We start from the raw sequence: 14,818 nt of genomic DNA, 5'->3' as shown, positions 1-14,818 counted from the left end.
CCATCAAGATTTGAACCATGTGGACTTACACAGCTTATAGCCATGAGATATGGTGCAGTTCCGATTGTAAGAGAGACCGGAGGACTCAAAGATACGGTTCAGCCTTATAATATGTTTGAGAATACAGGAAACGGTTTTACATTTGACAGATATGAAAGCGGGCTGCTTTACGATGCGATCAACAGAGCAAAGACTCTCTATTTCGAGAACAGAAAATCCTGGGATGATATGGTAATCCGCGATATGAATAAAGATGTTTCCTGGGAAAAGAGTGCAAAACAGTACAAAGATATGTATGTAGGATTAACACCAAGAGATTAGAACGTGTTTGAAAAATGCTTTACGCAAGATTTTTTGGAACAATATTAAAAATGAATAAATGCAAAGTAAGGTGTGAGTCATAGAAATATGGCTTGCGCCTTTTTTTTTGCTCTGAAAGGAGAGCGATTTTTGATTAAGTACAATACAATGGAGATTGTGATGTAACCGGATGGAAAGCTGATCGGACAGATTATCTTGATGGCATAACTGGAGAGGATGAAACACCTGCAGGATATTTTGTGGATGAAGCAGAAGCAGAAGAGTTTGATAAGGGTTTTATTTACAAAGAGAAACTCAAGCTCCCAGGACAACTTTTCTAAACGGAAATTAATCTTAGGATGGTGGGGAGATTTATAGCTATAAATATATGTTTTATCATAATCTGTGCAATAAGATGGGTTAATTTTTCGATTTGCATATTTTTTAAAGTGTTCTGGCATGGTATTATGGTACTTATAAAGAACCAATTATATCTGTTGGAGAGAGTGGTGAAAAGTTATGAAGCTATTGTTTAAACAAAGGTTGTTTTCATGGTTTGACAGTTATGATATCTATGATGAGGCAGGCAACACTGTTTATGTAGTAAAAGGTCAGTTGTCCTGGGGACATAAACTTGTAATTTATGATGCCTATGGAAATGAAGCAGGAATGGTTGTTCAGAAAGTTCTTACCTTCCTTCCTAAATTTGAGATTTATAAAAACGGCAGTTATACAGGATGCCTGAGCAAAGAATTCTCATTTCTGACGCCACATTATAATATTGATTACAATGGATGGCAAATTGATGGAACCATTATGGAATGGGACTATAGCATTCTTGATCAAAGCGGATATTTAATTGCACGGGTCAATAAAGAACTGTTTCATATGACTGATACATATGTCATTGATGTACAGAACCCAGGAAATGCGTTGGATGCTCTGATGTTTGTACTTGCGATTGATGCAGAAAAATGTTCCAGAAATTAAAAAGTTGATCTTGTTGTCGAAGATATTCGGAGATGGGGAGGTAGCATGGGATTATTCAAAAAGAAAATCGTGAAAAAAACATATGACCGAGAACATATGAAACCAGTTATTCGTGTAAGTATATGTACCGGAGAAGAAGTAGCAGGATTCAAAGACATACGGACTGGAAAAATCGAAGAAATCATGCTGATCAGATCTCCAGAGGACTTAGAAAAATTCAAAGAGATATATGAGATAACAGAGGAAATTGCAAAAGAATATTAGACATTGGATAAGGAGGAGATGTTGTTATGAGAACTATAGGTAATATCCTTTGGTTTATATTTGGAGGATTACTGGGCGGACTGGCATGGATTTTTGCAGGTTGCATATGGTGTATTACAATTATTGGAATTCCGGTAGGTCTGCAATGCTTTAAATTTGCAACCTTGGCATTCTGGCCGTTTGGAAAAGAAATCGTATATGGAAATGGCATGTTTTCGTTTCTGGTAAATCTTATATGGATTATATTTTTTGGATGGGAAATGGCACTTGGAAACCTGATAGTGGGTTGTATTTGGTGCATTACGATAGTTGGAATTCCATTTGGAAAGCAGTTCTTCAAGATGGCAAGACTCTCTTTCATGCCATTTGGTGCGAGTGTGATAGGGTAGAATGTGTAAGGCCTTATTGATGAAAAATGAAATAATATTATTTACGGATGGTAATATTAATATTGAAGCTTCTGAAATATCGTTCCGCAGGTGTTAAGGAATACTGGATCATTTCACCAAGAGAGCGGGCTGTAGAAATCTATTATCTGGAAAATGGTAAATATGACTTGAAATACAGTTACATTCTTCAGGATGATCCAGAAGAAGAACATTATAATACAGATACAGTGGTGACACTGAAAGACTTTCCTAACATTTCTATGACACTGGCTGAAATGTTTGAGAATATAGAATGAGTATCATAATTTAATATGAGACAGTATGAAAGCCCTCGGGAGTTAATCCTGGGGGCTTTTGGTGTGAAATCTGGCAGATGCATTGAGACAGGCAGATCAAGAAGGTGTAGAGGATTTGCTGGATGACGGGGAAAAAGTAACTGCTCATTTTGTAGACAGTATCAGTTTTGAACAGTTGGATTCTTTCCTGAATCTGGAAGAACAGGTTCTTGGTGAACTGGCATATGAGGTGGAAGAACGACATTTTGCTATTCAGAGAACAGAAGAAGGATATGATTATTCCTTTTACGATGAAGATTTGTGAGAGAAGATAAAACCAGATAGTAATTGGGGCGTGGGATAAATATCCTGCGTCCTTTTTTGCGTTTTCTTGCATCTTGGTTCATATATTATGCATTTTGGTAATGCTCATATAGACATATAGATAAATATACGATAAAACAAAATCAGATACATAAAATCTATATCAATGTTGTTGCTTCTGCTGTTAAAAATTGTAGAGCAGGTTGAGAAAAAAGGAGAACAAAATGGGATCAGATATCATAAAAATAAGTCATCTAACCAAGAACTTCGGTGATGTAAAAGCTGTTAATGTTCCTTGTGATCTGGCAGATCCGGAATGGAAGAATAAGCTTTTAGCATTTGGGTATGAGAAGGGTTCTAAAGCATTTGGCAGCCTGTTAGGAATCAGTTACTATCTTGAAAAGAGGGACTTCGAGCAGTTAATTAGCGGAGTGAGTAAAGTTATGGAGAGTGAATCCGCCATTTGTTTTGATTACCCATCTGTGGACGAAAGCTCTGAAACAAGGAAAACACAGATGCTGTCAACAGCAGCAGGAGAACAGATGAAAGCACGCTATTCCTATGAGGAAATGGATATGCTTTTGCGGAAGTATGGATTTGAACTGATAGAGCATTTGGATGCTGAGAAAATGACTGATAGATATTTTAAGAAATACAATGAAGCAAATTCAGGATATCAGATGAGGTCGCCTAATGGTATTGGGTATGTGTATGCAGTAAAGAAAACCGAAATTTGAAGAAGTGCAAGAAAAGTCGAGAATGCTTTCTATCCTTAAGCTATAATGGCTTCGTCAGGAGGTAATGATAAAGTGACGGAAAAGGTTTTGGCAGTTCAACAAATGCAGGACTATATCGCAGTGCATCTTTCAGAAAAGATCACTCTCTGTGACCTTTCTTGCACAGCCGGATACTCTCCTTTTTATTGCGCGCGAATATTTAAGGAGTTGACAGGGATTACACCTGCAGCATACATCAGGCGGCTTCGATTGTCCAGTTCAGCATTGCGCCTGCGTGACGAACAGTGCAAAGTGATTGATATGGCATACGATGCCGGCTATGACAGCGGCGATGGGTATCAACGGGCATTTCGCAATGAGTTCGGCTGCAACCCCTATGAATATGCAAAAGCTCCTATTCCACTCCCACTTTTCACCGCCTACGGCGTTAAATTCAAAACACTATGGAAGGAGCAAAAATCAATGGAACATATCGCAAGCGTCTTTGTTCAAGTAGTTGAGAAGCCCGAGCGTAAGGCTATCATAAAGCGAGGAAGAACAGCAAAAGAGTATTGGAGTTATTGTCAGGAGGTAGGCTGCGATGTCTGGGGTATTCTCACCAGCATGAAATCTCTTTGCGGAGAACCGGTTTGTATGTGGTTGCCAGAGAAATATCGGGAACTGAACACATCTGAATATGTGCAGGGTGTTGAAGTAACAATGGACCATACCGGCATTATCCCGGATGGGTTCGATGTCATCACCTTGCCTGCGGCAAAATACTTGATGTTTCAGGGAGAACCGTTCAGGGAGGAGGAATATTGCCAAGCAATCGAAGCAGTGCAGCTTGCAATAGAACGATACGACCCATCGATAATCGGATATGTATGGGATGAAACAAAGCCACGTATTCAGTTGGAGCCTCGGGGCGAAAGAGGGTATATCGAATTGAAAGCAATTCAATCAAAATAAGGGAATACCAAAGCTTCTGTTTATGGTATATCAGGAGATATTTTGTAGATATATGACTTGACAAATAAACGACCGTTTACTATAATTTGATTGTGAACGGTCGTTTATTTTATGGGACAGGAGGTTGGGGTATGTCAAAAACTACAAAGGAAGATATATTGATTGTTGCATTACATTTATTTGCGAGAGATGGATATGAAGCAGTTTCTGTCAGTCAGATTGCGGGTGAGCTTGGTATGACAAAAGGTGCATTGTATAGGCATTATGAGAATAAGAGAGATATTTTTGAACATATTGTAAAAAGGATGGAGCAGGGGGATGGCGAACAGGCAGAGGAATATGATATGCCTGCTGATAAAAAGGAAAATGAATCTGAACAGTATGAAGAGATTTCTGCGGACAATTTCATGGAATACAGTAAATCTATGTTTTCGTATTGGACAGAAAATGATTTTGCATCGTCATTTCGAAAGATGCTTACATTAGAGCAGTTTCGGAATGAGGAGATGCAGGCATTGTATCAGCAGTATCTTGTGTCCGGTCCGGCAGGATATGTGAAGGATTTATTCAAGAGCATGGGTGTTGTGGAGGCAGATAAAAAAGCAACCATGTTTTATTCCATCATGTTTTTCTATTATAGTCTGTATGATGGAGCAAAGGATAAAAAAAGGATAAAAGAGCAGTTTGAAAAAACTATTAGTTGCATTATATAAAGAAATGGAGAAAAAGAAAATGAAGGAAAATATTATCATTCGATTGGAAAGAGAAAATGAATACCATGAGGTAGAAAATCTGGTAAGGTAGAGTTTCTGGAATGTGTATCGACCAGGCTGTCTGGAGCATTATGTACTCCATCAGCTTCGCAATGATCCGGCATTTGTTCCAGAGTTGGATTTTGTCATGACATTAGATGGACAGCTGATTGGACAGAACATGTTTATGAAGGCTGTGATTGCAGCCGATGATGGCAGAAGTATTCCCATTATGACTATGGGACCGATCTGTATTGCACCAGAGCTTAAAAGGAAAGGGTATGGAAAGATTTTACTGGATTATTCTCTGGAAAAAGCAAAAGAGCTTGGATGCGGAGCAGTATGCTTTGAAGGAAATATTGATTTTTATGGAAAAAGTGGATTTAAACAGGCAAGTGAATTTGGTATTCGTTACCATGGATTGCCAGAAGGGGAGGATGCTTCCTTTTTCTTATGTAAAGAACTGATTCCAGGTTATCTGAATGGCATAACAGGTGAATATGCAACACCAGCAGGGTATCTGGTAAATGAAAAGGAAGCAGAGGCATTTGATAGAGAGTTCCCGTATATGGAGAAGAAAAAACTTCCGGGACAGATTTTTTAAAATATAGCAAACTTCATCAAATCTTTATGTTTTTCTGTTAGGTTATATTTCAGTGAGAAATGAAATATAGAAGGAAGGATGGCAAAGATGGAAATGATGTTGCAGACACAAAATCTATGTAAATATTTTGGAAAACAGAAAGCGGTAAATAATGTTTCACTTAATATAGATAAGGGACAGATTTATGGACTGCTTGGACCGAATGGTGCTGGTAAATCTACCACATTGAAAATGTTGACTGGTATGATGAAACCCACTGCAGGAAAGATTTACTTTGATGGAAAACTTTGGGATAGGAAAGATTTATCAAAAATAGGAGCGTTAATTGAGAATCCGCCTATTTATGAAAATCTTTCCGCCAGAGAGAATTTGAAGGTAAGACAATTATTGCTTGGTACAGATGAAAACAGAATTGATGAGGTCTTGCAGATTGTATCACTTACAAACACCGGAAAGAAGAAAGCAGGACAGTTTTCTTTGGGAATGAAGCAAAGACTAGGCATTGCAATGGCATTGCTTGGAGAACCGGAACTTTTGATATTGGATGAACCTACGAATGGATTAGATCCAATAGGAATCGAGGAATTACGAGAGCTGATTCGGTCTTTTCCGAAACAGGGAATCACTGTAATTCTCTCCAGTCATATTCTCTCGGAGGTACAGTTACTTGCAGATAAAGTCGGGATTATTTCAGGTGGAATCTTAGGATACGAAGGAGCATTAAAGCATGGAGATAATCTTGAAGATTTGTTTATGAATGTGGTAAGAAAAAACCAGAAAGCAGGTGAAATCCATGGTTAATATTATAAAAGCAGAACATCAAAAAGCCAAAAGAACCATGCGAAAAAAGTTTATCTGGGGATTTCCTCTTCTTACATTTGTCATGGCATTTATATTTACTCTTGGGATGACAAATGCTTATGCAGAAAGTGTTTGGAACTGGTGGTATACACTTTTGCTGCCGGGGATGATTGCTCTATTTTGTTATCTTTCTGTGGCGCAGGAGAAAAAGATAAAATACTATCATTTAACGACTATTCCCACAGACAGAAGCAAATTGTTGCTGGGGAAAATTGTTTATATTGGGTGCATGATTCTGTTTTCCAATGTGATTGTATTTGCAGGAGCATCGTTTGGAGGTTTTCTTCTGACGACACATGTTCCGGTGGGAGGAGCGTTGATTGCAGTATTGTTTCTGACTGTTTCTGAGCTATGGGAGATTCCGGTAGCTTTGTTTTTAAGCGAACGCTTTGGAATGATTGTAAACCTGATCGTCTGCTTGTTTATTACCGTCAGCGGTGTAGTGATATCACAAACCAGAATCTGGTATGTACTTGTTTCGGCAATCCCTATGCGAATGATGTGTCCGTTACTTCATATTTTACCGAATGGTCTTGCTGCAGAATCGGGGAATCCTTTTTTGAATACGGGAGTCATTGCTCCGGGGATCTGCCTCTCAATGATCTGGTTTGTTCTTGCAACGCTTCTGTTTCTGAAATGGTTTGAGAAAAGAGAGGTGAAATAGGATGCTTGGAAGGTCTCTGAATGCAGACTTGCGAAAGATGAAAGGAACATCTGTGATTCTGGCACACTTACTGATTCCGATTATAACCAGCGTTATATTTTTAATATATTACCTTTTTTCACCATGGAATGAAAATATGAAAGTGATTGCATTTTATCAGGCAATAGGAGCAGGACTTCCGGTACTTGTTGGAATTTTTACAGCAAGTGTGATGGAACAGGAACAAAATGCAGGTAACTTTCAGAATATGTTATCCTTATCGAAAAAAGGAGTGGCATTTATATCGAAGCTGCTGCTGTTACTGATGCTTTGTCTTGGCTCTGTCTTACTGACTACTTTGATATTTGGAACTGGATTTGGAATGATATCAGCAAGTGGTAGCTGGAGTAACAGCAATATGGAAATTGTAAAAATATGTGTTGTTGCTGCATTGCTGCTGTGGGGAAGCAGTGTTCCACTTTATCTGTGGCAGCTGATTCTGGCTTTTCAGTTTGGAAAAGGGGTATCCATTGGAGCAGGGATTATATCAGGACTGATCAGCGCATTGATGCTTACCGGACTTGGAGATTATGTGTGGAAATATGTATTTGTCTGCTGGACAGGAAGAATACCATATACTTATCTGCAAGCTGCGTTTGGGGAAGCCGGTGCAGGCGAATGGGTGTCTTTCATACCGGGATATTTAATGTTTACAGGGATTAGTATGATATACTATTTTTGGTGGGCAAGCCACTGGGAAGGAAATCGAATATCGGAATAGAATTGAGGAAAACTATGGCAAAAATATTGGCAGTTGATGACGAACCGGCAATCCTTGAAATGATAGAAAGCATTTTGACTAAGGATGGACATCTGGTTACAAAAGTAAGTAATCCGCTAAAAATTCATATGGAAGAATTGCATCTTTATGACTTGATTTTACTTGACATTATGATGCCAGGAATAGATGGATTTGAATTATGCAAAAGAATCAGGACGCTTGTGGATTGTCCAATTTTATTTCTTACGGCAAAAACGGAGGAAAGCAGCCTGGTGAACGGGCTTTCGTTGGGAGCAGATGATTATGTTTCAAAGCCATTTGGAGTGATGGAACTTCGGGCAAGGATCCATGCACATCTTAGAAGAGAGCACAGGGAACATTCTGTGCGTATGGTTTTAGGGAGAGTCTGCATTCAGATGTCTCAAAAGAAACTGTTGATGGATGATAAAGAACTTCCACTTACGAAAGCAGAGTATGAAATCTGTGAATTTCTGGCTAAAAACAGAGGGCAGGTTTTCTCCAAGGAACAGATATTGGAAGCGGTCTTTGGTTTTGATAGTGAGAGTAATGACAGTACCATTATTACACATATCAAAAATATAAGAGCAAAATTTGCGGATTATGATTATACACCGATAAAAACAGTCTGGGGGATTGGATATAAATGGGAAGAGTAAAGAGAAGCAATGCACTCAGCAGGATTTTTATGAGATATGTACTGGTCATGCTTGGATCATTAGTAGGTTTGGTGATTGTTGCTTATCTGCTGCTTTACCTTTTGATTAGAGTGGGCTGTATCTATCCGGCGAATTATGCGGAGCAAAAGATTAATGAAGCATATGATACGATTTTACGTGCGGATAAAGTGACTGCTGAGATGATTCCCGCACTTTGTGATTATGTAATCTTTTCAGAGAATGGAGAGAAAATAGGTGGAGATCTGTCAGAACAATACGAACAGATAGCATGGAATGTTGCAAAGTACGGAAACGCATCCGGGAAATATTTTTATAAAGTAATTGTAAGGGAAAATGAATATGTTGTATTGCAATATCGCCTGACACCTCAATATCATTCAGCTTTTTTGAGGGAGCATTTTATAGGACCACAGAATGTGATGAGTATTATGTCTGTGATTGGCGCAATAGCGATTATCATCATTCCGTCCATACGTTTTGGAAAAAGAATCAAAAGGCAGATGCAGCCTGTGTTAGATGCCATTGATCAAATAAAGAATCAGAATTTGGAGTATGAGACATCTGGTTCCGGTATCAAGGAGTTTGATGATTGTTTATCGGCAATCGATGATATGCGAGATGCATTGCGGGAATCTTTAGAAAAACAGTGGAAAACAGAGCAGGAAAAGAACCGGCAGATGTCTGCTTTGGCGCATGATATTAAAACACCTCTTACGATTGTACGGGGAAATGCAGAACTACTTTCAGAGACTGAACTGACCACAGAACAGAAGAATAATATCACTTATGTTTTGAACGGCACAACACAGATACAAAGTTATGTAAAACAGTTGATAGATGTCACAAAATCATGGAATTGCAGTGATGTTACCTATACAACGGTGAGGTTAGAAGATTTTTTCGCAGATATAAAGGAACAGGCACTCGGACTGGCAGAAATCTATCACCAGAAAATAGATTGGAAGGCGGGACAAAGTGATAAAAAGGTGACGATTGCTTATGATCCAATGTTTCGATCCGTAATGAATGTGATTCAGAATGCAGTGGAGCATACAAAAGAAAATGGAATCATTTATATTGACGCAAAGGAGCAGGATGGTCGGCTGACATTCATTGTGGAGGATAGCGGATCAGGATTTACAAAAGAAGCATTATTGCATGGCACAGAGCAGTTTTTTATGGATGACACAAGTAGAAATGGCGAAGTACATTATGGGATTGGGCTATTTTTTGCAAAAACTGTGGCTGAAAAATATGGCGGAGGGATTAAACTTTCAAATTCTGAAAATACAGGTGGGGCGAGGGTAGAAATATTTTTCCTGAGTAGTCAGGAAACACGCTAAATAGAACGCAATTAAGCTATGTAAAAGAAATTTTACATGCTTTTATCTAATATGTAAAAGCCTTTTGATAGACATTACTACTACGTTTGCTGTAATCTCATAGAAGAAAGGGGGCATACAGAATTATGATAGCTGATAAAATTAAAAATGCTCGTACTATAAAAAACTTACACAGGAACAGGTTGCTGAAGATATCAATGTTTCCAGGCAGACTATTTCTAACTGGGAAAATGGGAAATCACTACCTGATATTGTAAGCATTATAAGAATGAGTGAATTATATGATTTAAGCCTGGACGAATTATTGAAAGGAGATGCGACATTGCTTAATAAAATTGAAAGAGACATGAAAGTAGCCAAAGCTGAAAATAACGTTATCAAATTTGCATGGATATCTATCGTAAGGAAGGCCACTAAAAAAGTCCTTTTTGCGTATAAATTAACACAAAATAAAGTACATCAATCAACTTTGAGACACTGTATATAGTATGAAAAAACAGTTTTTCAGTGGCGTCCTTCAGGTGGTGAGAAGAATTGCACATTTGAGCATATCTGCTCAAAAAAGTCCTTATAGTACCAAAGAAACACTTGTTCTCTATCCCCTGATATAGTATACTGAAAAAGAACAATTAGTTCGTAAATACATATCAGTCGATATAAGAAAAAGAGTGATAAATACAATAGAATCAGACCATAATTCCAATTCAGTATTTCTGCTATATTATCACCTTGGTTATAAAATACAGAAGAAAAGTACTGAATGACGAAATATCCGAAAGAGCAAAAGAGATCTTTGAGTATATCGCACCCGGATACGGGATCGTACTGGAAGAATGGAATCACGATACAGACCATGTTCATGTGATGTTCTGCGCACAGCCAAAGACGGAACGCCGTAAATTCATCAATGCCTGTAAAAGTGCCAACCACAGACTGCTGAAGCTCTTGTCTGCTCAGTGCAGGCGGGGCGCCGATTGAAACGATACGGCAGTATATAGAAAGCCAGGGTGAAAAAAATGAACCGCGCCATAAAAATAAGGATTTATCCAGATAAAGAGCAGAGAATTCAGATAGAGAAAACAATCGGCTGCAGCCGCTTTATCTATAACCAGATGCTTGCGGACAAGATCAGCTATTACCAGAAAGAAAAAAAGATGCTCAGGAACACACCGGCCGGATATAAGAAGGAATATCCCTGGCTGAAGGAGGTGGACTCCCTTGCCCTGGCGAATGCGCAGCTGCATCTGGAAAGTGCGTTCCGGAAGTTTTTCCGGGAACCATCCTGCGGATTTACCCGCTATAAATCAAGAAAACATTCAGGAATTTCTTATACGACCAATGCAGTAAATGGGAATATCCTTTTGCAGGATACCCATTTGAAGCTTCCAAAGATGTCTGCCGTAAAAATAAAACTTCACCGCCAGATCCCGTCAGACTGGAAACTGAAATCGGTAACGATAAGCCGTGAGTCATCCGGGAAATATTATGCAAGTCTTTTGTTCTGCTGTGAGAGCCAAACAGTGGAAAAAAGACGGGCAGAGAGATTTCTCGGGATCGATTTTGCCATGCAGGGAATGTGTGTATTTTCTACAGGAGAAAAATCCGGGTACCCTATGTTTTACAGAAAAGCAGAGAAAAAACTTGCAAGGGAACAGAGAAAGCTTTCCCACTGTGAAAAAGGAAGCCGGAACTATCAGAAATAGAAGAAAAAGGTAGCTTTATTTCATGAAAAGATAAAGAACCAGAGAAAAGATTTCCAGCATAAGCTCAGCAGGGAGCTTGCTGAAAGATATGATGCAGTATGCGTGGAAGATCTGAATCTGCAGGGAATGTCCGGAGGGCTGCATCTTGGGAAAGGCGTGCAGGATAACGGGTATGGGCAGTTTCTGTCCATGCTGGGATACAAACTGGAAGAGCGCGGAAAACATCTTATAAAGGTAGACCGTTATTTTGCATCGAGCAAGATTTGCAGTGTATGTGGACATAAGAAAAAGGAACTGGCATTGTCGGACAGAATGTATGTCTGTGAATGTGGAAACAGGATGGATCGGGATGTGAATGCAGCAGTCAATATCCGAGAAGAAGGAAAAAGGATTTATAAAGAATGTGCCTGACGGCGCAAGAAAAAAATCCGTAACCGGATGAACATAAAAAACAAAACCGCGGGACACGTGGGGATAGCCTGTTTTAGCTTTGCCTTAAAAGGCAATCGAGCAGGAAGCCCCCACTTCAAAATCGTAAGATTTAAGTGGTGGGAGCATGTCACTTGAAAGGGACAAGCTGCGTCAGTATATTGAAAATCCATATCTTTATTCACGAGTACAGCATACGCAAACACTTCCACAGGAACAACGTGGGCTTACTATACCGGCGGAAATGAGTTCCTTGTTTCCAAAATCCAGTATTCTTTGGCAAAAAAAGGTAAATCGATATGTAACTTTTTTGCTGAGGGAAGAAGTGACAGCTGGTTTTCCCAATAATCTCTACGAACACTTATCACATATTCAGGAATCGTACCGTACCGGTGCAATCATCAGCCGCTTTTTGCTCTGTGCACAGGAAAACGGAAAAATATATGATTTTTATAAGACGTTTGTAGAAATTATATGAGGTACAATATTTGTAGTTACTGTGAAGGCACAGACCAACTGCGAATGAGTTTAAGAAGACCGAAATTCAGAGTATGATGGTGAGTTTCGGTCTTTGGATTATTTGTATGAATTTTTTCACTGCTTTGACGGTTCCCGTTTACCGCAATCATCACAAGTCTGCGGCCAGTTGATTTTCCATTCAAAATATTCATCTCTGGTAATCTCGCCGGATTTTAGTTCTTCTTTTCTAAGAGTCCATGAAACTGACTTATACAAATGTGAATGGATATCTGATTCCGAACCTTACTTATAAATCAGGTAATCAGATGGAGCAGCTTGGCAAGTATGGATTCTTACGCAGAGATTATCTGAAGAACCATCGTAATTCCCTGTATCAGGTGATGCTTTTGCAGGATACGATTGGTGAGCATCTGCTGGAAGTGGACAAGGCAGCCAGGGAACGAGAAGAAGTCATTCTGAAACAGTTAGAGGAAAAAGAGCCTTTGCCGGATAAAGAGAAAGATCAGATGGCATGGGTCAGAGCTGCCAATCAGCACAGAGCTATTGCAGAAGAGATTATCCTGAAAGAATTGATTTATCTTTAAATGAATGTGATGAGGTCGTGGAATGCGACCTCATTGTTGTATGAGAATATAAAATTGCAGTAGGCAGAACGAGAAAAATAGGGTAATATAACAATAACCTGTTGGTACGATTTTGAAATGCCAAGTTGGTATTTTAAATTATAGAAGGGAATCAATAATGAAAAAAGAAATAATAGTAGCAAATAATATTGATAACATTTACGATGAAATAAATGCATTGATCAGAGAAAAGAAAACGGATGTAAAGAAAGTTGTGAACGATGCCATTATCTCACTTAACTGGGGAATTGGGAAAAGACTTAGTGCGGAGTTCACCGGAGATAATAAGCCTGAGTATGGAAAAAAAGTTGTTGCAGAAGTCAGTAAACGTTTGGAACAGGAGTATGGTTCTGGATTTGATAAAACATCAATTTCGAGAATGATTAAATTTTATCAGGAATTTCCTGACTTCGAAAAAGTTGCGACACTGTCGCAACAATTGACCTGGTCACATTTTGTAGAGATTTTGCCAATACACGACGAGTTAAAGAGAGACTTTTATGCTGCAATGTGTATGCAAGAGAACTGGTCAGTGAGGACATTGCGTGAAAGAAAAAAATCTATGCTTTATGAACGCACTGCAATATCGAAGAAACCAGAAGAAACAATAAAAAATGAGATTGCCGAATTACGGGATGATGGAAAAATGAGTCTGGATCTTTTTTACAGAGATCCATACATGCTTGATTTTCTTGGTTTACGTGATACTTATAGTGAAAAAGATTTGGAAAATGCCATTCTTGCGGAATTAGAAAAATTTATTTTGGAAATGGGATCGGATTTTGCGTTTTTGGCAAGGCAGAAGCATTTTGTGCTGGATGGTAAAGACTATTATATGGATTTATTGTTTTATCACAGAGGTTTGAAAAGGCTGGTTCTTGTTGAGTTAAAGCTTGGAGAATTTGAACCGCAAGATAAAGGACAAGTTGAACTGTATTTGCGATGGTTGGAAAAAAATGAAAGAGTAGAAGGTGAAGAAAGTCCGGTTGCTCTTATATTATGTGCAGAAAAATCGCAGGAAACCATAGAATTAATGCAATTGGATCATGGAAATATCCATGTGGGACAGTATATGACTAAAATGCCTCCAAAAGAACTTTTAGAACAGAAGTTATCCCTTGCTATTGCAAATGCGAGAGAGCTGTTGGAACAGAGGAAAGAAGAATAAAGGTTTTCAATTTAATAATGAAATTCAGAACAGGCGTGAGTCATAAAAAATATGACTTACGTCTTTTTCTTTTTGCAGAAAGAAAGTGAGAGATAATGTCACAGATTTTTCGTGTGGAGCGAACAAAAAATTATACGGTAATGAGTAACCATCATTTTAAAAACAAGAGTCTGTCATTAAAGGCAAAGGGGGTGTTGTCTCTGATGCTGAGCCTGCCGGATAACTGGAATTATAATATCTCCATTTCGGAACTGAACCGTATCTATGAGCAGTTAGAAGAATTACCAGATTACCTGTTGGACGACTTGGACAGTTTCGTGCTTGCTCCTGTATCCGGCGACTATGTATTTTCAGAACTGGTAAACCCTGTCTTTACCAAAGATGGCGACAATCTCAAAGTCAGTGTGCCCGTAAAGTATCTGGATAACAAGTCGAAAATGACACAAATCTCACAGTATGAGCTTGTGCTTCATAAGGACGATAACTGGAAGATTGTAGGATAA

General features: G+C 38.8%; 16 protein-coding genes and 7 pseudogenes. 22 read left to right on the top strand and 1 reads right to left on the bottom strand.

Features of this window, described 5'->3' with window-relative positions; translation table 11 throughout:
- The 18 genes and pseudogenes from KQI87_RS07480 to KQI87_RS07395 form a co-directional block, all read left to right on the top strand.
- Positions 1-321, top strand: a pseudogene (locus KQI87_RS07480) (glycogen synthase); the annotation flags it as partial.
- 498 nt (positions 322-819) lie between these two features.
- A complete protein-coding gene (locus KQI87_RS07475) occupies positions 820-1,290 on the top strand; it encodes an LURP-one-related/scramblase family protein (protein ID WP_117845444.1) in 471 nt (156 codons plus the stop codon).
- Between the two features lie 45 nt (positions 1,291-1,335).
- Positions 1,336-1,554 carry an aspartate dehydrogenase gene (locus KQI87_RS07470; protein ID WP_117845442.1) on the top strand — a complete coding sequence of 73 codons (219 nt, stop codon included), beginning with the start codon at positions 1,336-1,338 and terminating at the stop codon, positions 1,552-1,554.
- A 26-nt stretch (positions 1,555-1,580) separates the two neighbouring features.
- Positions 1,581-1,943 carry a YccF domain-containing protein gene (locus tag KQI87_RS07465; RefSeq protein ID WP_059086556.1) on the top strand — a complete coding sequence of 121 codons (363 nt, stop codon included), beginning with the start codon at positions 1,581-1,583 and terminating at the stop codon, positions 1,941-1,943.
- Positions 1,944-2,005: 62 nt separating this feature from the next.
- Positions 2,006-2,239 carry a Uma2 family endonuclease gene (locus tag KQI87_RS07460; protein WP_253292411.1) on the top strand — a complete coding sequence of 78 codons (234 nt, stop codon included), beginning with the start codon at positions 2,006-2,008 and terminating at the stop codon, positions 2,237-2,239.
- 115 nt (positions 2,240-2,354) lie between these two features.
- A pseudogene (locus tag KQI87_RS07455) lies at positions 2,355-2,537 on the top strand (LPD16 domain-containing protein); the annotation flags it as partial.
- Between the two features lie 229 nt (positions 2,538-2,766).
- Positions 2,767-3,279, top strand: coding sequence for a class I SAM-dependent methyltransferase (locus KQI87_RS07450; RefSeq protein ID WP_216459599.1), 513 nt, complete (start codon positions 2,767-2,769; stop codon positions 3,277-3,279).
- A 72-nt stretch (positions 3,280-3,351) separates the two neighbouring features.
- Positions 3,352-4,230, top strand: coding sequence for an AraC family transcriptional regulator (locus tag KQI87_RS07445; protein ID WP_330655734.1), 879 nt, complete (start codon positions 3,352-3,354; stop codon positions 4,228-4,230).
- Between the two features lie 131 nt (positions 4,231-4,361).
- Entirely contained in the window at positions 4,362-4,943 is a 582-nt protein-coding gene (locus tag KQI87_RS07440; protein ID WP_216459597.1) for a TetR/AcrR family transcriptional regulator, read from the top strand.
- Between the two features lie 103 nt (positions 4,944-5,046).
- Positions 5,047-5,586 carry a GNAT family N-acetyltransferase gene (locus KQI87_RS07435; protein WP_330655733.1) on the top strand — a complete coding sequence of 180 codons (540 nt, stop codon included), beginning with the start codon at positions 5,047-5,049 and terminating at the stop codon, positions 5,584-5,586.
- 87 nt (positions 5,587-5,673) lie between these two features.
- On the top strand, positions 5,674-6,387 hold the full coding sequence (locus tag KQI87_RS07430) for a lantibiotic protection ABC transporter ATP-binding protein (protein WP_216459605.1): 714 nt from the start codon (positions 5,674-5,676) through the stop codon (positions 6,385-6,387).
- Positions 6,380-7,111, top strand: a complete 732-nt coding sequence (locus KQI87_RS07425; protein WP_216459596.1) for a lantibiotic immunity ABC transporter MutE/EpiE family permease subunit — start codon at positions 6,380-6,382, stop codon at positions 7,109-7,111. The genes KQI87_RS07430 and KQI87_RS07425 overlap by 8 nt, the downstream gene beginning before the upstream one ends.
- Before the next feature lies 1 nt (position 7,112).
- Positions 7,113-7,871, top strand: coding sequence for a lantibiotic immunity ABC transporter MutG family permease subunit (locus KQI87_RS07420; RefSeq protein WP_216459595.1), 759 nt, complete (start codon positions 7,113-7,115; stop codon positions 7,869-7,871).
- Positions 7,872-7,885: 14 nt separating this feature from the next.
- Positions 7,886-8,548 (top strand): response regulator transcription factor, encoded by a 663-nt coding sequence (locus tag KQI87_RS07415; protein WP_216459594.1) that lies wholly within the window; start codon positions 7,886-7,888, stop codon positions 8,546-8,548.
- Positions 8,536-9,912 (top strand): sensor histidine kinase, encoded by a 1,377-nt coding sequence (locus KQI87_RS07410; protein ID WP_216459593.1) that lies wholly within the window; start codon positions 8,536-8,538, stop codon positions 9,910-9,912. The genes KQI87_RS07415 and KQI87_RS07410 overlap by 13 nt, the downstream gene beginning before the upstream one ends.
- Before the next feature lie 193 nt (positions 9,913-10,105).
- Positions 10,106-10,399 carry a helix-turn-helix transcriptional regulator gene (locus KQI87_RS07405; protein WP_330655736.1) on the top strand — a complete coding sequence of 98 codons (294 nt, stop codon included), beginning with the start codon at positions 10,106-10,108 and terminating at the stop codon, positions 10,397-10,399.
- Positions 10,400-10,592: 193 nt separating this feature from the next.
- A pseudogene (tnpA, locus tag KQI87_RS07400) lies at positions 10,593-10,966 on the top strand (IS200/IS605 family transposase).
- Positions 10,929-12,026: pseudogene (locus KQI87_RS07395) on the top strand (RNA-guided endonuclease TnpB family protein). The pseudogenes tnpA and KQI87_RS07395 overlap by 38 nt, the downstream one beginning before the upstream one ends.
- 612 nt (positions 12,027-12,638) lie before the next feature.
- Here KQI87_RS07395 and KQI87_RS17220 read toward each other — a convergent pair.
- Positions 12,639-12,761, bottom strand: a pseudogene (locus tag KQI87_RS17220) (helix-turn-helix domain-containing protein); the annotation flags it as partial.
- Between KQI87_RS17220 and KQI87_RS07390 the strand changes: the two are divergent.
- From KQI87_RS07390 to KQI87_RS07375, 4 genes and pseudogenes are all read left to right on the top strand, one after another.
- The gene (locus KQI87_RS07390) at positions 12,761-13,108 is read left to right on the top strand and encodes a TnpV protein (protein ID WP_216459592.1); all 348 of its coding nucleotides are present in this window, start codon (positions 12,761-12,763) and stop codon (positions 13,106-13,108) included. The pseudogene KQI87_RS17220 and the gene KQI87_RS07390 overlap by 1 nt on opposite strands.
- 157 nt (positions 13,109-13,265) lie before the next feature.
- Positions 13,266-14,315, top strand: coding sequence for a PDDEXK nuclease domain-containing protein (locus KQI87_RS07385; protein WP_118247152.1), 1,050 nt, complete (start codon positions 13,266-13,268; stop codon positions 14,313-14,315).
- A 95-nt stretch (positions 14,316-14,410) separates the two neighbouring features.
- Positions 14,411-14,599 (top strand): annotated as a pseudogene (locus KQI87_RS17535) (helix-turn-helix domain-containing protein); the annotation flags it as partial.
- A gap of 33 nt (positions 14,600-14,632) precedes the next feature.
- Positions 14,633-14,818 (top strand): annotated as a pseudogene (locus tag KQI87_RS07375) (conjugal transfer protein); the annotation flags it as partial.

It is taken from the genome of Blautia sp. MSJ-9 (genome assembly GCF_018919065.1).
Taxonomy (GTDB): domain Bacteria; phylum Bacillota; class Clostridia; order Lachnospirales; family Lachnospiraceae; genus Blautia_A.
This window is presented reverse-complemented; position numbering and strand designations above follow the sequence as displayed.

What these genes read in the sequence shown, in the direction of transcription:
- KQI87_RS07440 (WP_216459597.1), top strand. Translation starts at nt 4,362, where the DNA reads ATGTCAAAAACTACAAAGGAAGATATATTGATTGTTGCATTACATTTA.
- KQI87_RS07430 (WP_216459605.1), top strand. Translation starts at nt 5,674, where the DNA reads ATGGAAATGATGTTGCAGACACAAAATCTATGTAAATATTTTGGAAAA.
- KQI87_RS07390 (WP_216459592.1), top strand. Translation starts at nt 12,761, where the DNA reads ATGAAACTGACTTATACAAATGTGAATGGATATCTGATTCCGAACCTT.
- KQI87_RS07415 (WP_216459594.1), top strand. Translation starts at nt 7,886, where the DNA reads ATGGCAAAAATATTGGCAGTTGATGACGAACCGGCAATCCTTGAAATG.
- KQI87_RS07425 (WP_216459596.1), top strand. Translation starts at nt 6,380, where the DNA reads ATGGTTAATATTATAAAAGCAGAACATCAAAAAGCCAAAAGAACCATG.
- KQI87_RS07420 (WP_216459595.1), top strand. Translation starts at nt 7,113, where the DNA reads ATGCTTGGAAGGTCTCTGAATGCAGACTTGCGAAAGATGAAAGGAACA.
- KQI87_RS07450 (WP_216459599.1), top strand. Translation starts at nt 2,767, where the DNA reads ATGGGATCAGATATCATAAAAATAAGTCATCTAACCAAGAACTTCGGT.
- KQI87_RS07470 (WP_117845442.1), top strand. Translation starts at nt 1,336, where the DNA reads ATGGGATTATTCAAAAAGAAAATCGTGAAAAAAACATATGACCGAGAA.
- KQI87_RS07475 (WP_117845444.1), top strand. Translation starts at nt 820, where the DNA reads ATGAAGCTATTGTTTAAACAAAGGTTGTTTTCATGGTTTGACAGTTAT.
- KQI87_RS07385 (WP_118247152.1), top strand. Translation starts at nt 13,266, where the DNA reads ATGAAAAAAGAAATAATAGTAGCAAATAATATTGATAACATTTACGAT.
- KQI87_RS07465 (WP_059086556.1), top strand. Translation starts at nt 1,581, where the DNA reads ATGAGAACTATAGGTAATATCCTTTGGTTTATATTTGGAGGATTACTG.
- KQI87_RS07410 (WP_216459593.1), top strand. Translation starts at nt 8,536, where the DNA reads ATGGGAAGAGTAAAGAGAAGCAATGCACTCAGCAGGATTTTTATGAGA.